Here is a 21,233-nt window from a genome sequence, read left to right on the forward strand (position 1 = left end):
TAAGCTGGGGGCATGACGATCTCACCCGCGGTCTACCGAACGGCCAAGCGAGCGGTCGACGCGTTGCCGGCTTGGGCGTTGCGGCTGCGGCCGATGCGGGTGTGCGAACTGCCGCTCGGCGTTAACCCCACGCCGGTCGATCCCAGCAGCACGGCCCACCCTCGCTGGATCGCCAACCGCGAAGAGCTCGACCGTCTCGACGGGATCGCCGACCGGGTGAATCTCGACCGTTGGGACGGCGTGACAGCGCGTGCCGCGCTCGCCGAGTCGCCCGACGGCGTTCCGCTCGGCGCCCTCTGGATCGCTACCGGTCGCTTCGAAGAACCCTCGCTGGGCTTGAGCTTCGAGCTCGCCCCCACCGAGGCGTGGCTGCACTCGGCGCACGTGCTCGCAGAGCATCGGCGGCGAGGCGTCTACCGCGCACTGCTGGGCTTTGCCGGCCGGTCGCTTGCCGAGGAAGGCCTCACCCGGATCCTGCTAGGCGTGAGCCGCGGCAACGAGCCGTCGCGTCGCGCCCACGAGCGGGCTGGCGCCGCGGTGGTGGGCGACCTGTTCGCTGCGCGGAGTTGTGGGCTCACGGTCGCCGCGCTCGCCGGAAGCCTGACCGCCGGCCGTGGCGGCTGCTTGCATGTGGGCGGGCGGGTCAACGTACGTGTCGACCCGCAGCCCTCAGCCGAATGAGCGATGGGGGGACGGGTTTCTTGCCGATCTCGGCGATTTTGGGAAATTGTCAGGCGTTTGGTGTAAGATTGACGCCCGAAGCGCCTAGTAATCGTGTGGCGCTGGCTCGTCGCCCAGCGACGCGCTCAATCTTTTCTGCGTATCTCATCACACTCCCATCGTCGCACCGCTGCGCCACATTTTTTTTGTTTGAGCCTCAGCGCTCGATCATGCCTTGGCGCGGCGATCCGATCCAGCAGAGAGCTCTCCGCACGATGACGCCCCCGCTATGTCGATGGCTGCCGATCTTGGCCCTACTGACCTCCCCGTTCGCCGCGACGAGCCGCGCCCCCGCCGCCGCCTTCGACCTGCTGGGCGACGCCCTCCCCTTCTCGGGCGCCACGCTGCACGTGGAGCCCTACGCCGCCATGCCGGCCGGATTCGACAAGATCATTGGAATGACCTACCGTCCGGACGACAGCCGGATGTACGTGACCACCAACCAAGGCACGGTCTTCGCGATCGACGAGCTCGGCTCGGGCGAGAGGGAGGCGACCCCCTGGTTCGACGCCCGGGCGGCGGTGCTCGCCGCCACCGGACGCTCCATGAACGATGTTACCTCGCAGAGAGGGCTGCAGTCGGTCGCGTTCCATCCGGAGTTTGGCGACGCTAGCGCCCCCGGCTACGGCAAGCTTTACACGACGATGCTCGAAGACCGCCCCGATAATCCTGGAGCGTCGGAATTCAAGTACCTGGGCAACAGCACCCACAGCTACGTCACCGCCGACGGTGTGCTCGCCGAATGGACTTACGACTTCGGAGCGGGCGGGGTAGCCACCAACTCCTACCGTGAGCTCTTCCGCGTCAACATGCCCAACTACGACCACCCGATCAAAATGGCGAGCTTCAACCCGCACGCCACGCCCGGCGACGAAGACTACGGCCTCTTGTACATGACGCACGGAGACTCCAACAACCAAGACTCCCGCAACGACGACCCGCAAGACCGGGGCGACCTGATGGGCAAGATGATCCGCATCAATCCACTCGAATCGGGCACGGACCGCTACACGATCCCGCCGACCAACCCCTTCGCCGAAAGCCAAGACCCCGACGTGCTCAAGGAAGTCTACGCCTACGGCTTCCGCAACCCACACACCTTTTCGTTCAATCCCGACGACCAAGGGAACACGCACATCCTCGTCGGCGACATCGGCCGCGACAACATCGAGGAAGTGAACCTCGTGCAACCGGGGCGCAACTACGGCTGGACCAAGCGGGAAGGAACCTTCGTCCACCACCAGCACACCGAGCCCCACCCCGACACCGGCTACTACTACGGCGTCGACGACCTGCCCGCCGACGAGGCGACCGTGGGCGTCGATGAGTACGGCGAACGCTACACCTACCCGGTCGCCCAGTGGGACCACAACGGCGTGAATGTCGAACTCGGCGCCGACTGGTGGACCGGCAACGCGATCTCCTCATCGTTCGTCATCCAGAACGGCAGCGACCCGGCGCTCGACAATCAGTTCATCCACCTGAACTTCGCCAACAACCACGGCGACGTCTACCATAACGATTTCGACGACATCCTGGGCGCCGTCACCCAGCTCGACCCCAACGACCCGAGCCGCGACGAGCCGGCGGAGTTGACCCAGGCGGAGAACCTCCGACTGCGTGTTTCGTACGACCACGACAACGACCCCGAGACCCCCCCGGTGCTGACGGAGAGCTTCCATGAGGTGGTTGGGGGTGGCCGCAACGACGCCCGCTTCGCCGAGGGGCTGCTCGGCGAGATGTACATCTCCTCCAAGGAGAACGGCGTGATCTATCTGGTCACCAACACCGTCCCGCTGGCGGGAGACTACAACCAAGACCTGGTCGTCGACGCGGCCGACTTCACGGTGTGGCGCGACGCTTACGGCCAACAGGGCTACCGCCTCAACGCCGACGGCAACGGCGACCGCGTGGTCGACGAACTCGATTACGACCTGTGGGTGGCGAACTTCGGCAAGACTTGGTCGTCGCCCGGATCGAGCGCCTCCGTACCCGAACCCGCGGGCGTCGCCCTGCTGGGAATCGTGGCGGTGGTTGGCGCCGTGCGGCGTCGCTCCGGCCGCGCATGAGCTAGACTAAAGGGATGCCCGCTAGCCATCCCCCCACACTCCGTGCGTTGCTCTGCTGCCTTGGCTTCTGCGTGGCGTGCTGCGCGACCGGGGCCGAGACCGTCTACCTAGCGCCCGACACCTACACGCGATTCGCGGCCCCGGCCGATCCCCAAGCCGCCGCCCTGCGGTTCGACGAAGCCGCCCGGGCGGCCGCCCAGGGCGAGCCGTCGCGGGCCCTCTCGCTGGCGACCGAAACGCTGGCTCTCGACCCCGACCACGCCGAGGCCCGCCGGGTGCTCGGCTACGAACGGGTCGACGGCCGCTGGCTGACCCCCTACCAAGAGCGGCTCGTCGGGCGAGGCCAAGCGTGGGACCCGCGCTTCGGATGGTCGGCTGTCGAGGACCTGCCACGGCTGGAGGCGGGCGAGCGACGCCACGGGCGGCGGTGGGTCTCGGCCGAGACCGACGCCAAGCTGCACGCCGAGATCGCCGACGGCTGGCAAGTCCGCAGCGACCACTTCGTCGTGACGACGAACCACTCGCTCGCCGCCGCCGCCGCGCTGGCCGAGGAACTGGAGCGCTACTGCCAAGCCTGGCGGCAACTTTTCGCCGGCTACTGCCTCAGCGAGCGCGAAGTGCGACTGCGGTTCGAGGGCCAGCGCGACGCCCGCGACACGAGCGCGACGATGAACGTCTTCTTGCACCGCGACCGAGCCGGCTACGTCGAGCACCTCCGCCGCCGCCAGCCGCGCATCGGCGAGACGCTCGGCATTTACTTCGACACGCTGCGCGAAGCGCACTTCTACGACGCCGGCGACGGCGCGGGCCTCGCCCTGCAACTGCCCACCGTTTACCACGAGGCGGGGCATCAACTGTTCCAAGAGATGGGCGGCAAGGGCAAGGCGGCGGGCCTCGACGCGAACTTTTGGGCCGTCGAAGGGGTCGCTTGTTGGTTGGAGACCCTGACCCCCCAACGCGACAGCGACGGGAGGCTCACTTACCGGCTCGGAGCCGGCGACTCCGGCCGTCTGCCCGCGGCCAAGCGAAGGTTGCTCGGCGGCGAGGGGCCCATGCCCGTGGCCCAGCTAGCGGCGCTGGGCCAGGCCGACCTGCAGCGGCGCCCCAACCTGGCCGCGGTTTACGGCCAGTCGGCCGCCCTGGCGGGCATGCTGATGCAGGGCGAAGGGGGCCGCTGGCGTGAGCCGTTCGTCGGCTTCCTGGGCGATCTCTACCGCAGTCGCCCCGACTCCGAGGCGCTCTTGCGGGCGACCGACGCCAGCGGCGACGAGCTCGACCGGGCTTACCGCAACTACCTACGGAACTTGTCGCCCTAAGGGCCGCCGGATAAGTTGGATGCCGGCCGCCGCTGCGTCCGAAAACTTCCCAGAAGAGCCGCCGGCGCCCCCCGCTGCTACCCAGCCCGCCGCCCTTCCCCCCACCGAGCCTGCCCCCTCAAGACGGAGCCCGCCATGCCGACCATCCTCGCCCACATGACCTCATTGGACTGGCCCGCCGTGCTGCTGGCCTTCGCCGCAGGCGCCGCGTGTGGCGCCACGGCCGTAGCCGCTCGTTTCCGTCGATCCTGAGCATCCCGGGGCCGCCCCCCTGGCGGGCGGCCCAAACGTTGACGATCGCCCCTCCGATGGGCTAGGATCGCGTGATTGCGACGCCCCCCGGGGCGGCGCCCTACGGTGGCTGTAGCTCAGTTGGTTAGAGCGTCGGATTGTGATTCCGAAGGTCGGGGGTTCGAGACCCCTCAGCCACCCTTTATCTGGCAACGACTTACGTCGATTGGCCCCCCGGCCCCTTGGGCCACCTGACACGGGTCTGACACACCGTGGCGCCCGTGTGGCGGTCACATTGGTGGCCCGTCATTGGGCAGTAGGAAAGGATGATTGCGTCACAAGAACGCTCTCTTCCGCTCCCACTGCCCCCAAATGGCCAGCCTAGTGCGAATCGCACGGATACGTAGCGTGTGTGGCGGTGTGATTCGACGTCGATATGGCGATAACAACGCTACGGCTAGCGGTAGTGCGATCTAGAAATCGACCCCGCCTCGGGTCGCTACCGTGTCCGGTTCCGCTACGCGGGCCTAGAGTACAAGCGGTCTCTCCGGACCAAGTGCCGGCCCGTCAAGCCAGCCGGACCGCCGACGCGAGCGATCAGCGTCCGCGATGCGCCATAAAAAACACAGGCGTGCCGGTTCGTGTCGCCACGATCCTAGCACGCCTGTGTGTTGCGTCATCCTTTGGCGTGTCGGCCTATGGCGTGATTCAGCCAGACAGCCGCGTTTCTCTTGCGATGGGCCGCACGCCGAGCCGCCGTGCGACTCGCGCCCACAGCCCCCACGAGCCCCACGGGCCGAGAGTCCACACCAATTCGAATCCCGATCTAGCAGCTCCGCCGGCGGGCCACGACTCCCAGACAGCCGACCAGCAAAACCCCAAACGCCGTGGGCTCGGGCACGGAAACGGAAGGGCCGGCGGAACCCGAGAACCCAAAGTTTGCCGAGATCAAGGAGAAGTCATCGATCGTGACGAGGCCGTCTCCGTTGAGGTCGCCATCCGCCCAACCAGCCCCGGTCATGCCGAAGTTTGCCGACAGGGTCGAGAAGTCATCGATGGCGATCGAGCCGTCTAGGTTCAAGTCGCCGAACTCCGTTCCCAGCAAGGCGTGGACCAGCACCTCGAGGTCCGTGTCGTCGGCGCCGTTGGTGTCGCCATCGATGGCGCCGTCGTTGTTGAGGTCGTAAATCGCGTCGCCCGGTGGGACCGTGTCGGGCATCGCGGCGAAGAGCATGTCGATGTCCAGGGCGTCGACCAGCGTGTCGCCATTGAAGTCTCCCAGGATGCCCGCCGCCTCCACGGCGCCGGTGAGGGTGAGGGTCAGATCGCCGAGCGAAGCGGCGCCGGGGAGGTCTTCGTCAGAGAAGCTGAAGGTGTAGTCGGCGCTGAACGAGCCGAGGACCGAGGTGCTCATCGAGGCGGTGAACGCCTCCGAAGCGCCGGCAACCAACCCGCTGAAGAGCGAGCCGTCCACGCTGAACGCCGAGGTGTCGCCCACGCCGAAGAACCCGTCGAGGTCGAGACCAGCGGTCAGTCCCGCAAGGGCTTCGTAGTTAAACAGGTCGAACTCGAAATCGGCGAGCGAGGCGCCCTGCGCGACGACGCCGAAGTCGAAGAGTAGACTCGTCTGCTCCACGCCGGAAGCGAAAGAGGGCGAGGCGTGATCGTAAACTGTGGCGTAGACGTCGATCACGTCGTTCTGATCGTTCGCCCCGCGGCCGGCGCCGCCGCCGGTCGTGATGTCGAGGTTGTCGATCGTCACCTGCCCCGCGAAGGCGCCGGGCGTCGAGGCCGGAACGTTCAGCCCGACATTGAGCGAACGCGAGTCGGCCCCCGAAGAGTTGATGGCGAAGGCGTTGTAGCGGCCGTTGACCGAGGAGGTCGCGTCGCCGCTCGCCGTCACCTCGTAGTACACGCCGTCCTGACCGACTTTGTTGAGCGAGAGCGAAGTGGAGCCCGGCGTGGCGCCGACGATGACGGGGCCGAGGTCAACGTCCAGCGAGGAGCCGCCGTTGGCGTCGGGGCCGCCGCCAACGTACAGCCGGCTGTCGTTCTGCTGGTCGACGAACACCGACCATACGTACTCCGGATGGTCGACGTAGGCGTTGCGATTGTTCGTGTAGTAAGACGGGTTGTAGGACGAGCTGTAGATCGTGTGGTTGCGGCGACGCTCGAACTCGTCGGGCGTGTCGAGGTAGTTCCAGGCTACCATCGATGACAAGTCGCCCATCTGGTTGCCGCCGGGGAACCCATCGGTGAGCGACAAACCGTAAGAGCCCCAGCGGGTGTCGTGATAGAACATCGCCCGCGCGACGTCGCCCTTGTCGGCGTCGCCGGGGAAGTAGTACGAGCCTTGGCTGCCGTAGCTGCCGGTCGTGTTGTCGTAGCCGAACGGCTTGTTGCCGCGCGAGCTGTTGATGCTGGGGTTCGACGGGCGGAGCGAGTGAGGATCGGACAGGTTGTTGCGTGAGGAGTTCGACGCGCTGCCGGGCTGACGCGACTGCGGCCAGAGGTGCTCGCGGTTCCAGGTGCTGCCGCTGTTCCAAGTGGCCGGCACCGACGCGCGGTTGTAAACCAGCAAGATCCTGCTGGGGTTGTTGGGGTCCTGATCGGTGATCGCCGCGGAGTATCGGAAATCGCCGTACGAACGCAGGATGTGCCCGCTCGACATGATCGAGCGGAGCTGATTCTTGAGAGTCGATCCGCTTCCGGAGGCCGCGTTGTAGTACGACGCGGGTGAGTCCCATTGGTCAGCGGTCGCCGCGCCGCTGAAGGCTAAGAGGGAAAGAGACAGGGCTGCTGCGGCGCTTCGAAAGAACTTCATACGACAAATACTCCGAATGGTTTGGGCGCGCTGCGATTGGTCGATCCGACCGCAACGCTGGGACTCTTCTCGTATTCCGGTGAGAAGCTACGAGGCAAAGTGTGTGGGGGGGGGGACGCCCGCACTGGAGCGCTCGTCCTGGGTGGGGTGCGACTCCTGCTCACGGGCGCGCACGACAATGAGAGAGGCGGAGATCATTGCCGAAATGTGACGCGCGAGCAATCGCCTTTTCAAGTTCCTATTGCAGTATTCATATACACATTTTTTGACGTCTCTTCTGTCAGGGTCTCGCCGAACTGGATACCCGCAAATTGCGTTAACATTCCATGAAATGGGCCTGGTCGGCGACCATCTTTCTGGTGCTTTATGCCGCTTAATTGTTAAACAGATGGTTCCAGCATGACGGCTCCAGCAGTATCTTCAGGGCGACAGCAACCGAGACCAGCGACACCGCCCCGTCGACTCGCGTCTCGCCGTTTTCGCGAGCCTCTGCTACCCGCTCCCCGCCATGCACCTGCTGATCGTCCTGGTCAATTACCACGGCAGCCGTCTCACGACCGACTGCTTACGATCCCTCAAGCCCGAGCTCGAAGCGCTGCCCGAGGCACACGTGGCGCTCTGCGAGAACGGCTCGGGCGACGAGGAGACCCAGCGTCTTCGCGAGGCGATCAACGAGCTCGGCCTCGCCGAGCGTGTGACGCTCACTGCGATCTCCCCCAACCGAGGTTTCACCGGCGGCAACAACGCCGTGATCAGACCGGCGATGGAGGGGCCTACGCCCCCCGACGCTGTTTTCCTGCTAAATAACGACACAGTCGTGCTGCCGGGCGCGATCCAGAAGCTCGTCGCTTTCATGCGTCAGCGGCCCGAGGTCGGCCTGTGCGGCAGCCGGCTGGAGTACCCCGACGGCGAATCGCAGCGGGCCGCACGGCGAGTTCTGAACGCCGTGAACGAGTTCGAATCGCGGCTGCGACTGGGGGTGGCGTCGAGGGCTCTCTCGCCGTGGGTGATCGCCCCGCCCGACCGCGAAGAGCCGCACGAGTGCGGCTGGGTGCCTGGCGCCGCGTTGCTGGTCCGTCGCAATGTGATAGAGAAGGTCGGGCTCCTGGACGAAGACCTGTTCACCTACTTTGACGACGTCGACTACTGCCTCCGGGCCAAGCGGGCCGGCTGGACGACATGGTACGTCCCGGAGAGCCGCATCGTGCACCTGGTGGGCCAGACCACCGGCATCACCGACACCGTCGCGAAGCCTAAACGCGTGGCGCGCTATTGGTTTCTAGCGCGTCGGCATTACTTCCTAAAAAACTTCGGTGTTGCGCACGCCACGGTAGCCGACGCGGCGGCGATCGCAGGGCAATGTTTATGGAGGCTTCGCACGCGCTTAACAAACCGCGTTGACAATGACCCCCCATACATGCTCAGTGATTTGATTCGCAACAGCGTATTCGTCACGGGCTTCCGGATCCGTCCGGTGCCGAACCCCGCCTTGGCCGATCGCCTCCGGCCCGACACGAGCCCCTCCTAAAGAGCCCCTCCCCCGATGCCAGCAGACTCGCCCCCTTCGCTCGCGGATGTCCCGGTCTTTGTTCTCTGCGGCGGTCTCGGCACCCGGTTTCGCGAAGAGACCGAGTTCCGCCCCAAGCCGATGATCGAGGTCGGCCACCGGCCGATCCTATGGCACATCATGCGGTCCTACGCGGCCCACGGCTTCAAACGCTTCGTCCTTTGCCTCGGCTACAAGGCAGAGGTGATTAAGGAATACTTCCTCCACTACTCGTCGCTCAACAGCGACTTTACGGTCGACCTGTCGAACAACGAGGCGACGATCCACTCGGTCGAGCACAAGGACGACTGGAGCGTCACACTCGCCTTTACCGGCGATAAGACGATGACCGGCGGCCGGATCGCCCGGGCCGCCCAGCGGTACCTCGGCGACGCCGAGCACTTTGCCGTGACCTACGGCGACGGCGTCTGCGACGCCGACCTTGGCGACGAATTCCGTTGCCATCTGACGCACGACCGGATCGGCACGGTGCTCGGGGTGAACCCGCCCTCGCGGTTCGGAGAGATCCGCCTCGAAGGCAACAACGTGCTGGAGTTCTCCGAGAAGCCCGAATTCGAGGAGAGCTGGATCAACGGCGGCTACTTCTTCTTCCGGAGGGCTTTCCTCGAATACCTCAGCGCCGACGAGGCGTGTGTGCTGGAGCGCGCCCCGCTGGTCAACCTGGCGGCCGATCACCAGCTGTCGATGTACAAGCACCCGGGCTTCTGGCAGTGCATGGATACCCAGCGGGACAAAGAAACTCTCGAAGGCTTGTGGGCGAGCGGCGAAGCGCCGTGGGCCCGCAAGCCGACCGACGTCGACGCGAGCGGTGACGCAACGCGATCCTCCCAGACCACACTCAACGCCTGAACGGAAGCAACGCACACGATGAACATCTTTGTCACCGGCCACCTCGGCTACATCGGTGTCCACTTGGTCGAGTTGCTCAAGGCGGCCGGCCATCGCGTCACTGGCTGCGACCTCGGCTTGTTCGAGGGTTGCGAGTGGGAGCCGTTCGTTCGGCCCGACGTGGAGCTCCTCAAAGACGTCGGCGACGTGACCGAAGGCGACCTTGAGGGTCACGACGCGCTCTGTCACTTGGCGGCGATCAGCAACGACCCGATGGGTGACCTCAACCCCGAGATCACCCTGTCGGTCAACCGCGACAAGTCGGTCGAGCTGGCGCGCCGCGCGAAGTCGGCCGGCGTGGGGCGTTTCCTGTTCTCGGGCTCCTGCTCGGTTTACGGCGCCGGTGAGAAGCTGGACCTCGAAGAGACCGACCCGCTCAACCCACTGACCGCCTACGCCCAGAGCAAGATCGAGACCGAGGAGCGGCTTTGGGAGTTGTCGGACGACGGCTTCTCGACCGCCTCGCTGCGCAACGCCACGGCCTACGGCCACTCGCCGATGCTGCGGATCGACTTGGTGGTGAACAACCTGCTCGGCTCGGCTCTCTCGTACGGAGAGATCCGCATCAAGAGCGACGGCTCGCCGTGGCGGCCGCTCGTTCATTGTCGCGACATCGCTCGCGCTTTCGTGGCGTTCGCCGAGGCGCCGCGTGAGGCGATCCACAACCAAGCGATCAACGTCGGCGGCAACCAGGAGAACTACCAAGTCCGCGACGTCGGCGACTTGGTCAAGCAGCTGATTCCCACGGCCGAGGTGGCTTACACCGGCGAGGTGGGCGAGGACCCGCGGAACTACCGTGTGAAGTTCGACAAGCTCGGCAAGCTGCTCCCCGGATTCAAGCTCCAGTACACGCTCGCCAGCGGCATGGAAGAGCTGCACCGGGCGATGGTCGACCACGGCTTCAACAAGATCGACTTCGAGGGCGACCGGTTCGTGCGGCTCCGCACGCTCCGCGATCGCATGGAGATGCTTTCCCCCGCGTCGGCCGTCTAAGGAGAAATGAATTGATTTTTGAAGAGACACCGCTTAGCGGCGCGTACGTGATCGACCTGGAGAAACGCGGCGACGACCGTGGTTTCTTTGCCCGAGTGTTCTGCGAGAACGAGTTCGGCGAGTTGGACCTCGCGCAGAACTTCTTGCAGGTGAATAACTCGCTCACCACCGATCGCGGCGCCCTTCGGGGGATGCACTACCAGCTCGCTCCCCACGCCGAGACCAAGGTGGTGCGTTGTATCAAGGGCTCGCTGTGGGACTGCATCATCGACCTCCGCTTCGATTCGCCGACCTTTGGCGAATGGTATGGGATCGAGCTGTCGGCCGAGAACCGCCGTATGCTCTACGTCCCGAAAGGCTTCGCCCACGGCTTTATCACGCTCGAGCCGTCAACCGAGGCGCTTTACTTCGTCGACGAGTTCTACGCCCCCCAGGCCGAGCGCGGCGTCCGCTACAACGACCCAAGGTTCGGCATCGAATGGCCGATCGAGCCCGTCGTGCTTTCTGAAAAAGACGCGAGCTGGCCCGACTTCGACGAAGCCTACCACTTGGTCTGAGACCCTCCGCATCGCTTAGGCGTTCCCCCCCATGCGCATTCTGATGACCGGCGCCAGTTCCTTCACGGGGTACTGGTTTGCCAAGCAACTTACCGAGAATGGTCACGAAGTGGTCGCAACCTTTACTCGCCCGAAAGCGGATGAGTACGACGGCGAGCCACGTGCGCACCGAGTGGCGTCGCTGCTCGGCTTTGTCGAGCCGCGCTTCGGCGTGCGTTTTGGCGACGAGCGGTTCGCCAGCGCAATCGAAGACGAGCACTACGATGCGGTCTGCGCCCACGGCGCCGACGTGACGGAGTACAAGAGCCCCGACTTCGACATCTGCCGGGCGGTGGCCAACAACACGTTGGGTCTGACTCGAGTCCTCCGGGCCACGGCGGAGAAAGGGATGCGGGTGGTGCTCACCGGCAGCGTTTTTGAGGGTGGCGAGGGCGCCGGGTCAGAGGGGCTGCCCCACTTCTCCCCTTATGGGATGAGCAAGGCGTTCACCGCAGAGTTGTTCCGCCATTACTCCCGGCGTGAGGGCGCCGATCTCGGCAAGTTTGTCATCCCCAACCCGTTCGGTCCCCTTGAGGAGCCGCGGTTCACGAACTACTTGATCAAGACCTGGCGCGCCGAGGAAACGGCCGGCGTGCGGACGCCGCTCTATGTGCGCGACAACGTGCCGGTCTCTTTGCTGGCCGCGGCTTACGCTCGCTTTGTGACCAACCCGCCCGCCAACGGCTACACCCACTGCAGCCCGAGCGGCTACGCCGAGGCACAGGGCGCGTTCGCCGAGCGATTCGCCCGCGAGATGCGTCCACGCCTAGGCCTTCCTTGCGAGTTGGAGTTGGCGTCGCAAACCGAGTTCGCGGAGCCGCGGGTGCGGGTCAACACCGAGCCGCTCAACGGCGCCGATTTCGGCTGGGACGAGAGCCGCGCTTGGGACGAGGTCGCGGAGTTCTACGAGTCCGTTCCGTCCATGGTTTGAGAGCCGATGAGCATCGCCCCCGCCCCACTCGCTCGACAAGCGTTAGAGAGCCCCCCCGACTCCGGCGCACCACTGCGGGCCGCACCTCCGGCGCACATGGGCCAGTCGAATCTCAATCCGTTGGGCATGAGTCTATGGTCTTTGTGGCGTGAAGACTTGCGGGCCCACGACGGGCTCGCGCTCGAGCAAGGTTTCTGGGCGTTGGCCGTCCACCGCTTCGGCAACTGGAGGATGGGCATCCGCAGCAAGCTGCTGAGGGCGCCGTTTTCTATCGCCTACAAGCTGCTCTACCGCGTAGTGGAATGGACCTGCGGCGTCAGCCTGCCCTACACGGTTAAGGTCGGCAGGCGGGTGCGGATCTGGCACCACGGCGGCATGATCTTGCACGCCGAGACGATCGGTGACGACGTGATGATCCGCCAGAACACCACCTTCGGCGTTGTCCGCACCAACCACAATTTCGAGCTGCCGGTCATCTGCGACGGCGCTGACATCGGCGTGGGAGCGGTGATCCTCGGCGCAGTTCGTGTTGGCAAGAACGCCGTGATCGGCGCCAATGCGGTCGTCTTGAATGACGTACCCGACGACGCGGTCGCCGTGGGCGTTCCCGCCAAGGTTGTCAAATACCGGCACGAACGGCCAGAAAGAACGTACACGCCATGACCGGAAGCCTGGCTGTCGTAGCGATTGGCCGGAACGAAGGCGCCCGGCTAATACGCTGCCTCGAATCTATCCGCGATTGCGGGCTTACGGGCGTTTACGTCGACTCGGGTTCGACCGACACGAGTGTGGCTGCGGCCACGCCGCTTGGCTTTGCTGTCGTCGAACTCGATCCTGCGAAGCCTTTCACTGCGGCCCGCGCCCGTCACGAGGGATTTCAAAGGTTGCGGGAGCTGTCGCCCTCGACCGAGCTGGTGATGTTCGTTGACGGCGACTGTGAGATCGCTGAAGGATGGCCAAACGCCGCGACCGTTTTCTTGCATGAGCATAAAGACGTCGGCGTGGTCGGCGGTCGACGCCGCGAGCGTCGTCCCGAGGCTTCCGCCTACAATCGGCTGTGCGACATCGAATGGGACACCCCTACCGGCGAAGCTCTGGCGATTGGGGGCGACTTTGTTGTCCGCGCCGACGCCTACGAACAGGCCGGTGGGTTCGACGCATCGGTTCCGTCCGGCGAAGAGCCGGAGTTCTGCAAACGTTTGCGAGCCGCCGGCTGGACGATCCATCGCCTCGATCAAGAGATGACGCTCCACGACGCCGACATCACGCATTTCCGCCCCTGGTGGACACGACAGATCCGCAGCGGCTACGGCGGATGGGACGTCGAACGGCGTTTCCGGCTGGGCGTGTTCGACCGCATGCTTCGCAGCGCGATGGTGTGGGGCGTGGCCTACCCGTTCGTAAGCCTCGTCGCCTCGATGCTCGCCGCGTGGATGTTCGGAGCCGTTGGGTGCGTCACCGTCTTGTTCGCAGCGGGCCTCGGCTGGTTGGTCCAATCGGCTAGGATAGCACGCCACGCGCGTCGCCAAGGCCATAGTTGGCTCGCAAGTCTCGAGTACGGCTGGCTCACGATGCTCTCGAAGCCAGCGATTTCGTGGGGCGTGTTCAAGTCGATCCGGACCCGGGCTCAGAACAAGCCAACCGGCATCATCGAGTACAAGTCCAACGCCAGCGAGTGCGCGTCGGCGTAAGCATCGCGACCACAACGCCCGCCCGCCAATTCGTTACCGCCTTGCCCCGCTATTGACCTACCCCGCTGGTTTTCTCGACCCCGGTGGGCGTGTCGCGTGGCGTCTTCGTCCATTCCGTGTGACGGCGCCCAAAATAGGACAAGTAATGCGGGGCGTGGAGCAATACGTACCGGGGCGCCGCAAGCAACAGGTTGCTGGGCGACTGGCCGCTCGGCAAGTGCGAGCCGCCAAACCGGCGCCAGGCGGCGAGGATCGATACGCCGCTTAGCAACAGGCTTGCCACAGTCGCTGCGAGCGGCGTGACAACCGCCGGCGTTATGTACGACATCGCCGCGAAAAGCGTTATCGCCACGAGGTGGCAAGCCAGCAGCAGGATCAATGGCGGCACGGCAAGATCGAGCGCCAAGGTGAGCGGAGCGATCCGCATCGACGTGAGAAAGCGGGCGAGCAACCGGGGCGCCGAGGTCCGTAAGATTTCCAGGTGCGAATGCGACCAGCGGCGGCGTTGCGCGACAGCCACCTTCTGCTCGTTTGGCATTGTACCTAGGACCACAGCTTCGGGGCAGAAGACGGGAGGCGAGCCGGTGAGCGCCAGGTCGACCGCCAACTTGTACTCTTCGCCGATGTGCCCACCCGCCAGCGGCGCCCGATCGGCGAGCCGCCATGGCAACGCCATGCCCGAGCCGTTGAGCAAACAAGGCAAGCCCATGCGGTGCAGGCCCAGTGGACGGACCAAGTTGCGGACCGTCCACGCAAATGCGGAAACGCCGTCGGCGCCGCCCTGGGTCGCGGAGGGCATCAGGTAGGTCGCCTGCACCGGTCGGTCGGTCGCGTGGGCTGCTCTCACGAGGCGGTCGAGCGCCCCGGGTTCGGCGCGTGTGTCCGCATCGACGATGATCAATACCTCCGGCGGCGAATCCCGGAAGGCGTTCCGTCCAGCGTCAAGCGCCCAGCCCTTGCCGCGCCGCTGCGAGTCGTTGCGCACCAACACCTCGGCGCCTTCTTGCTCGGCGATCAGCGCAGTGGAGTCTTCGCAATTGTCGGCGACGACGAGGCAGCGATCGCCCGCCAGGAGCTGGGGTCTCAACGAACGGAGCGTGTCTCGCAGCACGAGCTCTTCGTTGTGCGCAGGGATCAGCACACCGAGCCGCGGTCGCTGACCATTCGAGTCGGCCCAATCGGCTTGCGGTGCAACGGCGTTGCGGCCCTGCGGCCGGGGGGCTGTCATGGCCGCCAGGCATTCCGCCGCGAGCACGAGGCTCGGCACGATGCACAGAGTCGCGACCGACCATCCAACAAAAATCAGCATTGATTCGTCGCTAACGTTTATTAAGGGCGTGCTAGGCGGGATATCTCGCTAGTTCCAAGCAACCAAAGAATCCGCGGGGTTGAGGCAAGGTTTGAGCACGGGCAGGAAATCACGCAGGAAGGAGCCGCAGGGGTCTTGGCGCTCGAGATCGGCGGTCGGGGGCAATTGGCATGTCACCTGCAGCTTGTACAAGTGCGAGCTGCCGACGAACGCGAGCCGGGCGTCTTCGGGCGCGCGTAGCTCCCCGCCATGAGTCCAGCCGTAGTAGACCCGCACGATCTCGCCGTCGAGATTGGACTCCGAGGGATCGAAGATCAGCGACCACATCTGTTGGCTCTGATCGGACCCCACGGCTACCAACTCGCGCTCGCTCCGCTGCTTGTAGGCGTGGTTCTTGAAACAGATCTCGGGTTGATGCACGGAGATCGGTCCCGCAGGCCCGAGCACCAGGTAGACCTCGACCATCTCGCCGGTGCGCGAGTTGCGGTACTGCTGCTTGAGATGCCCCTGAAGACGGAGCACCTGGCAAACGTACTGGTCGATCGGTTCGGTCTCGATCGCTTGCCAATCGCCGAACTGCTGGGGGATGCTGGCCAGCTTGCTCGCCGCTTCGATCGAGTCTTGCGACATGCCCCACCGCTGGGTGATCGCCCCGAACATGGCTCCTGAAAAGAGGGTCAGCGCCATGGCTGTGATAACCGACGAGTAAGCAACCCCGTTGCGATGGGACATGAGATATCTGCTTGATGTTAAGTTGTGCTGGGTGATTCTTGGAGACTCGCAGCAACAGCTACTGCAACTGTCGGATGAGCTCGCGGTCGGCCTGCGACAGCACGAGCCCTTCGACCCCCATGCGTTGGGCGGACTCGAACGCGAGCCTCGCCGATTGGAGGTCGTCTTTCCGCTGGAAAGCCGCCGCAAGGTGCAACTGGTAAACGGCTTCTCGGGGGCCGAGCGTGGTGGCGTGACGGAATAGCTCGAGCGCCTGATCGTGCTGGCCTCGGTACAAGAGCGCCGACCCTTTGGTGTCGGCCAACAACGCCTCGACCGCGGGGCTGGCCCCCTGGGCGTCAGCCGCCTCGAGGGCGCGGTCAACCAGCTCGATGGATTCGGCCCTGGATTCGTCGTGCTCCGACAGCATCGAGGCCAAGTTATTGAGCGCCAGCAGGTTCTGCGGGTCGATCTGAATCGTTTTGCGGTACAAGCGGATCGCCTCGTCCTGATCGCCGAGCACGAGGCGCATGTTCGCCAGCATCAGGTGCAGCTTCGTGCTGTCGGGGAACCGCCTCTCGGCCTCGTTCAGATAGGGTCGCACCCGCTGGTAATGCTCCACGCTCGCCTTGCCAGTCTGCAGAACGGCGCAAAGGGCGATGGCGCCCTGGGGCGTCCCCTCCCCCACGGATTCCAGGCAGAGGTCGACGGCTTCGTCGACCTTCTGCTGTTGCGAGAGGCAGAGCGCCAAGCCTTCGTACGAGGCGGGGTCGAGCCGGTGCAACTCGCGGAAGTAAGGCTCGGCGGCGGCGTGCAGCCGGAGCACCGTGCAGAGGTCGGCGGCCCATTTCGCCAAGGCGTGTGTGTTGACCCCCTCCGATTCTTTGACGCGTTCGACGAACCCGTTGAGATAGTCCGCCGCCTCACGCCGCTTGCCCCTTGAAGTCATAGAGAAAACCGTCGTCTCGGCTGTCTCTGGCGCGAGCGGCGAGAGCTCCTCCAGGCGTTCGAGCACCGATTCGGCTTCCTGGTAATCTTGCCGTCTCACCAACATCTTCGCGTACAGACTCAGGTGCTTGATTTGCGGGCGGGACCGCTCGACGAGCGCCAGGTACTCGCGCCTCGCGTCGTTGAAGCGCCCCTCGGACTCGTAGAGCGACGCGAGGGCCAGGCGGTCCGAGCTGGACATCTCTCCGTCGGAAGCGGCGATCGACTCGATCGCCTGCCGCGCCTCCCGACGCCGCTCGTCGCCGCCGCGCTTGACCAGCAGCTGTGCCTTGAGACGGACCTCGTCGGCTGACGACTCCTCGGCTCCCTGGAGCAACGACATCGCTTCGTCGACCGAGGCCGTGTCGTCCAGCGAGCCTAGCAAGGCCGCTAGGAAACGCCTCGCGGGGCCGTACTCCGGCGCCTCGGCCAGCACCTCACGGGCGATCGACTCGGCCTCGGCGAGGTCGTGGCGGCCGACCAAGCTGGCCAAACGCAGCCGCACGGCCATGTCGTCGGGCTCCGCCTCTAGGGCGATGCGACACTGCTCTTCGGCCGCCCCCAGGTCGCCGATCACCTCGAAGCTGCGCGAGAGGCTTTCCGCTAAGCCCGGTGTTCCCGGGGCCAAATTTTCCTGCAACTGCTCAATGGCCTCGCGGGCCTTCTCCACCGCCCCCAGACGCGCGTGCTGCACTACTAGCGCGCACCAATGCTCCAACCCCTCAGGATCGAGTCGGATGCATCGTTGGAAAGCCTTCACGGCCAACACCTTCTCGGAGCGGTCTTGCGAGGCCGCCAGGAGTTGCCCGTACTGGTGACAAAGGCTCGCGTCGTCGGGAGCCGCCATCGCGGCGGCCCTCGATCGGGCGATCGCCTCATCGACGTTGCCCACACCCGCGGCGACGAGCGTTTGGATCGTGCCGAGTTTCTCCGATTCGAAGCCGAGCGACTTGGCCTCGACGAGCAAACGCTCGGCTTTGTCGAACTCGCCCCGACGGCAACGGAGCGCAGTGAGGATCTCGTACACCGGCAAGGAGCGGGCGCCCGAGGCGAGGAGCTTCTCGCAATCGGCGACCGCCGAGTCGTGGTCACCGTTTCGCATGGCCAGCTGCACCAGCATCCAGCGGGGAGCGTTCCACAACGGGCGGTCGGCCAACGCGCTCTCGAGCAGCCCCTTGGCCCGGCCCAATTCTTCCTCGCTCAGCTTTTCCCCCTGGGAAAGCAAACGCTCGGCCTCAACGTAGAGGACTCTCGCGTCGCCCTCGCCGAGCAGCTTCTTCAGCTCACCGAACCAACGATCGGCCTCCTCCTGCTGCTTGGCGGCCATGGCGAGTCGCGTTAGCTTGACCAGCGTTTCGGCGTTGGCGGGGTCTTTGTCGTAGTCTTGGAGCAAGCGATCCCTGACGAGGCCCGTTTCGCCGCTGAGCATTTCGACCCGCATCAAGGCGTTCTTGAGCGGCTGGGCGTGCCGGGCCGGCGACGAGGCGATGGCGATTTGCAGCACCTTGCGGGCCGCTTCGCCCTGGTCGCGCGCCTGGAGCACCTCGGCGTGTCGGAGCGCCACGGCGATCGTCCCGACGGGCTCTTCCGAAGCCTTGCCCCACAGTTCGATCGCTCGGTCCGTGTCGGCAGTGGCGCCGAGGTCTTCGTACACGAAGGTGAGCCGCCTCAGCAGGGCTACCGAATCGGCGTTGCGTTTCTCCACGCCCCGCAGCCCGCTGAGAATCCGCTCCACTACTTCCTGACCACGGTCGTCGCCCGCTTTCTCCAGCATCGAATCGACGTACAGCAACTCGTACCGCCAAGGATCTTCGAGCTCTCCCTGCTTGGCCGACTCACGCAGTGATTCGAACGCGAGATCGAACTCCGTCCAATCGCGGTCACGATTGGGCTTCGCGTGCTGCTGCTCGAAGAGCACGCGAGACAACGCGAGGCGCGCCTCCGCGTTGTCTTCGATGTCTTGCGCCCGGCGGTACTGACCCGCCGAACGCTGGTAGTTGCCCGCTCGGGCCCAGAGCAACCCGGCGCGGGTCCGGTAGGACGCGTCGTTCGGAGTGAGCACCGCGGCCTCTTCGGCCGCCTTGGCGGCTTTGCCCCAATTGCTACCTGCCGAGTAGGCGTCGGTCAGAGCCAACCACACCTTGCGAAGCGCCGCGGCGTCTCCTTTCGCGTTGGCGTCGACCAGCATGGCTTCAAGTTTTTGAACCCCCGTGCCGTTGTGATCGCTTTTCAGAGCGATCTGCGCCTCGAGCATCGTCCGGCGGTTGACGAGCTCTGCGACGTCCGCGGGCGTCGAACTAAACGACCGGGCCGATTCGAGAGCTTGGTCGAAATCGGCCAGCGCCGACTCCGCCGCGGCCGTCTGCTGACGCGACGCCCAGGTCTCGGCCAGCAGCAAAGAGATCCTCAGAGACTTGCCCTGCGTGGCCCTTAGTCCAGCACGCCAAATCGCAACGGCGTGATCGATCGAACCGTCGTGAGAGACGGACAGCGAATCGATTGTTCTGAGCAACTCAACTAGATCATTGGCCAGCATCCCATCGCGCGGCGTTTGCACACGGATGGTGTTGCGCGATGCGTCGAATCGCGCCGTCGCCTGGCCCGCCCCTCGCTCCAACACCACGTAGCGGATCGGGCGGTCTTCGTCGGTCGATTCAACAAGCACATCGTTGTCTTCTCCCTCGAAGTGCAGCAGGACCGAACGGTCTGCCCCCGCCTGGAAAGCAGCCTCTTCGGCTACGATCACCCGGCCCGTGCCTTGCGTGGCGAACAGGTCGGGGCACGTGAGCATCAGCTCCCCTAACAAAATAAAGGGACGCTCGTCTCGAGGGGCCTCTTCCATCGCGTGACGCAGCAACCGCTCGGCCTGGGTGGCAAACTCCTTGCCAGCCCCCGGGCTGCCGACCCCTTGAGGGGCGCCGACAGAATGATCGGTGGTCGGGTGCGATTGAGCCTGCTGGCTCTGCGCGGCTTGGGCCTTTGCGGATTGGGCCTGCTTGGTGAAGTAATGCCCGGCGGCCAAGAGCGTGGGGGGGGCGTCAGGCAGATGCGCGACCGCGGCCAAGAGTTTCTCCGACGCCACCGGCAGGTCGTTACGCAATCGATAGTCGTACTCAGCGACCAACGCTTCGCCGTACTCTTGGTTGAGAGCCATAAGCGGCGCCGCCAACAAGCGTTCGATCGCTTCGTCGTCCTCTGCGATCAGCCAGTCTGCGAGCTCCGTTGCGAGGTCGTCGTCCAGTGGGTCCACGGCTAAGGGGGCCCGCATGGAATCGGCTCCCTGGGGAAACGCCTCCAAGGCCGCGGACCTTAACCAACTCGACGCCCCCGAGCGAAACTCTTCAGCCGCCCGTTCGGCGAGGCAGAGCTTGGCTCCCCGGCTGAGCTGCGTCGTTCCGTCGCCCGGAGTCTGGATCGCCGCGAGGGTGCTCTCGTAGGCTTCACTCAGGTCCGGCCCCGCGGGCAAAACTCCGGCGGCGCCGATGCGAGTGAGCGTCTCGGCGAGTCTCTCCCGACGGGTTCGGATGAATGTCTCGATCACATGGTCGGCCTCTTGCGCCAACTGCGGCTCCTCGTCGGCCCCATGCTCCGGGCCCAAGAGAGTCTTGTAGCGATCCGGCATGCGGTTGACGTCGTTGGCGATCAGCGAGGCAAGCTGGAGGTCATGGGGCTGGAGCTCGAAGGCCCGGACCAAGCACTCGCCCACCGACATGCCGGCGGCCTCCGCGCCGATCGTGCCCTCGGCGTCGGGCAGCGCGGCCGGCACGCCGCCCGTCGTGGTTTGCAAGTACTGCGACAACGCGATCACACGCCAGGCCCGGCGTGCGACTTCGGGCGATGCGCTGCCGGCGGACAGCCGGGCGGACTCCTCGGCGGACTTGGCGAGCAACGCGTTGTCAACTCTCGAGGCCTCGAGCAATAGCTCGGCCAGCCGCAGGTTCAAGGCGAGCTTGAGCTCGGGTCGCTCGCCCGCCACGCCGAGGGCCTGGTAGTAGTACTGCGTCGCGCGGTTCTTAGCGCTGGGGCTATCGGCGGAGCGGTCGTACGCCCGGGCCAGTTCGATAACCACTTCAGTCTCCTGCGGGCGGAGCCTGCGATAACGGTCGACGTATTCGGCGGCGAGACGATGGTTGCCCTCACGCTCCAATTCGGCCGCACGCCGGAGAAAGGCATCGGCGGTGCGATGCACCTGGTACCCATGCAGCAGGTGCAGCAAAGGCATTCCGACGACAATCAGGACTACCGTCACGACAACCTGACGGGTGTTGAGCACCATACGGCCCTGCCGAGCCCGCGAGGAATCCTTGCGGCCCGTCTGGGTTTGATCGCCTTGCGGTTTGGCGGCGTTGCCGGACTCTTGCCGCTTGGTTCTCAGCACAGAATCTGCCATCCAACAATCT

At 65.2% G+C, this 21,233-nt stretch carries 14 protein-coding genes and 1 tRNA gene; 11 read left to right on the forward strand and 4 right to left on the reverse strand.

Annotated features, from left to right (window positions below; genetic code table 11):
* Positions 1–12 precede the first annotated feature (12 nt).
* The 4 genes from Mal64_RS15005 (at position 13) to Mal64_RS15020 (ending at position 4,536) form a co-directional block, all read left to right on the forward strand.
* Positions 13–681, forward strand: a complete 669-nt coding sequence (locus Mal64_RS15005) for a GNAT family N-acetyltransferase (RefSeq protein ID WP_146401688.1) — start codon at positions 13–15, stop codon at positions 679–681.
* A 287-nt stretch (positions 682–968) separates the two neighbouring features.
* Positions 969–2,789 carry a PQQ-dependent sugar dehydrogenase gene (locus Mal64_RS15010; RefSeq protein ID WP_197525792.1) on the forward strand — a complete coding sequence of 607 codons (1,821 nt, stop codon included), beginning with the start codon at positions 969–971 and terminating at the stop codon, positions 2,787–2,789.
* Between the two features lie 14 nt (positions 2,790–2,803).
* Complete coding sequence (locus Mal64_RS15015; RefSeq protein WP_146401692.1) at positions 2,804–4,105, forward strand: hypothetical protein; 1,302 nt, start codon at positions 2,804–2,806, stop codon at positions 4,103–4,105.
* A 357-nt stretch (positions 4,106–4,462) separates the two neighbouring features.
* Positions 4,463–4,536: transfer RNA gene (locus Mal64_RS15020), tRNA-His, on the forward strand.
* Positions 4,537–5,162: 626 nt separating this feature from the next.
* On the opposite strand, the gene Mal64_RS15025 is transcribed toward Mal64_RS15020, so the two are convergent.
* Positions 5,163–7,160: an endonuclease gene (locus Mal64_RS15025; protein ID WP_146401694.1), complete on the reverse strand. Its 1,998-nt coding sequence runs from the start codon at positions 7,158–7,160 to the stop codon at positions 5,163–5,165.
* A gap of 508 nt (positions 7,161–7,668) precedes the next feature.
* Here Mal64_RS15025 and Mal64_RS15030 point away from each other — a divergent pair.
* From Mal64_RS15030 to Mal64_RS15060, 7 genes are all read left to right on the forward strand, one after another.
* Positions 7,669–8,688, forward strand: a complete 1,020-nt coding sequence (locus tag Mal64_RS15030; protein ID WP_146401696.1) for a glycosyltransferase family 2 protein — start codon at positions 7,669–7,671, stop codon at positions 8,686–8,688.
* Positions 8,689–8,703: 15 nt separating this feature from the next.
* Positions 8,704–9,576: a glucose-1-phosphate cytidylyltransferase gene (gene rfbF, locus Mal64_RS15035; protein ID WP_146401698.1), complete on the forward strand. Its 873-nt coding sequence runs from the start codon at positions 8,704–8,706 to the stop codon at positions 9,574–9,576.
* Between the two features lie 18 nt (positions 9,577–9,594).
* On the forward strand, positions 9,595–10,608 hold the full coding sequence (locus tag Mal64_RS15040; protein ID WP_146401700.1) for an NAD-dependent epimerase/dehydratase family protein: 1,014 nt from the start codon (positions 9,595–9,597) through the stop codon (positions 10,606–10,608).
* A gap of 11 nt (positions 10,609–10,619) precedes the next feature.
* On the forward strand, positions 10,620–11,165 hold the full coding sequence (gene rfbC / locus Mal64_RS15045; RefSeq protein ID WP_146401702.1) for a dTDP-4-dehydrorhamnose 3,5-epimerase: 546 nt from the start codon (positions 10,620–10,622) through the stop codon (positions 11,163–11,165).
* A 31-nt stretch (positions 11,166–11,196) separates the two neighbouring features.
* On the forward strand, positions 11,197–12,135 hold the full coding sequence (locus Mal64_RS15050; protein ID WP_146401703.1) for an NAD-dependent epimerase/dehydratase family protein: 939 nt from the start codon (positions 11,197–11,199) through the stop codon (positions 12,133–12,135).
* 126 nt (positions 12,136–12,261) lie between these two features.
* Positions 12,262–12,798 (forward strand): serine O-acetyltransferase, encoded by a 537-nt coding sequence (locus Mal64_RS20315; protein WP_146401705.1) that lies wholly within the window; start codon positions 12,262–12,264, stop codon positions 12,796–12,798.
* Positions 12,795–13,826: a glycosyltransferase gene (locus Mal64_RS15060; protein WP_146401707.1), complete on the forward strand. Its 1,032-nt coding sequence runs from the start codon at positions 12,795–12,797 to the stop codon at positions 13,824–13,826. Before Mal64_RS20315 ends, Mal64_RS15060 begins: the two co-directional genes overlap by 4 nt.
* A 49-nt stretch (positions 13,827–13,875) precedes the next feature.
* Here Mal64_RS15060 and Mal64_RS15065 read toward each other — a convergent pair whose 3' ends face one another.
* From Mal64_RS15065 to Mal64_RS15075, 3 genes are read right to left on the reverse strand one after another with little or no spacing between them, the layout of a single operon-like run.
* Complete coding sequence (locus Mal64_RS15065; protein WP_146401709.1) at positions 13,876–15,135, reverse strand: glycosyltransferase family 2 protein; 1,260 nt, start codon at positions 15,133–15,135, stop codon at positions 13,876–13,878.
* Between the two features lie 48 nt (positions 15,136–15,183).
* Positions 15,184–15,867, reverse strand: a complete 684-nt coding sequence (locus Mal64_RS15070) for an exosortase-associated EpsI family protein (protein ID WP_146401711.1) — start codon at positions 15,865–15,867, stop codon at positions 15,184–15,186.
* 58 nt (positions 15,868–15,925) lie between these two features.
* Entirely contained in the window at positions 15,926–21,223 is a 5,298-nt protein-coding gene (locus Mal64_RS15075) for a tetratricopeptide repeat protein (protein ID WP_146401713.1), read from the reverse strand.
* Positions 21,224–21,233: the final 10 nt, after the last annotated feature.

This window comes from Pseudobythopirellula maris (genome assembly GCF_007859945.1).
In the GTDB taxonomy this organism is placed as follows: domain Bacteria; phylum Planctomycetota; class Planctomycetia; order Pirellulales; family Lacipirellulaceae; genus Pseudobythopirellula; species Pseudobythopirellula maris.

What these genes read in the sequence shown, in the direction of transcription:
- Mal64_RS15025 (WP_146401694.1), bottom strand. Translation starts at nt 7,160, where the DNA reads ATGAAGTTCTTTCGAAGCGCCGCAGCAGCCCTGTCTCTTTCCCTCTTA.
- Mal64_RS15065 (WP_146401709.1), bottom strand. Translation starts at nt 15,135, where the DNA reads ATGCTGATTTTTGTTGGATGGTCGGTCGCGACTCTGTGCATCGTGCCG.
- Mal64_RS15005 (WP_146401688.1), top strand. Translation starts at nt 13, where the DNA reads ATGACGATCTCACCCGCGGTCTACCGAACGGCCAAGCGAGCGGTCGAC.
- Mal64_RS20315 (WP_146401705.1), top strand. Translation starts at nt 12,262, where the DNA reads ATGAGTCTATGGTCTTTGTGGCGTGAAGACTTGCGGGCCCACGACGGG.
- Mal64_RS15015 (WP_146401692.1), top strand. Translation starts at nt 2,804, where the DNA reads ATGCCCGCTAGCCATCCCCCCACACTCCGTGCGTTGCTCTGCTGCCTT.
- Mal64_RS15060 (WP_146401707.1), top strand. Translation starts at nt 12,795, where the DNA reads ATGACCGGAAGCCTGGCTGTCGTAGCGATTGGCCGGAACGAAGGCGCC.
- Mal64_RS15050 (WP_146401703.1), top strand. Translation starts at nt 11,197, where the DNA reads ATGCGCATTCTGATGACCGGCGCCAGTTCCTTCACGGGGTACTGGTTT.
- rfbF (WP_146401698.1), top strand. Translation starts at nt 8,704, where the DNA reads ATGCCAGCAGACTCGCCCCCTTCGCTCGCGGATGTCCCGGTCTTTGTT.
- Mal64_RS15030 (WP_146401696.1), top strand. Translation starts at nt 7,669, where the DNA reads ATGCACCTGCTGATCGTCCTGGTCAATTACCACGGCAGCCGTCTCACG.
- Mal64_RS15040 (WP_146401700.1), top strand. Translation starts at nt 9,595, where the DNA reads ATGAACATCTTTGTCACCGGCCACCTCGGCTACATCGGTGTCCACTTG.
- Mal64_RS15070 (WP_146401711.1), bottom strand. Translation starts at nt 15,867, where the DNA reads ATGTCCCATCGCAACGGGGTTGCTTACTCGTCGGTTATCACAGCCATG.
- Mal64_RS15075 (WP_146401713.1), bottom strand. Translation starts at nt 21,223, where the DNA reads ATGGCAGATTCTGTGCTGAGAACCAAGCGGCAAGAGTCCGGCAACGCC.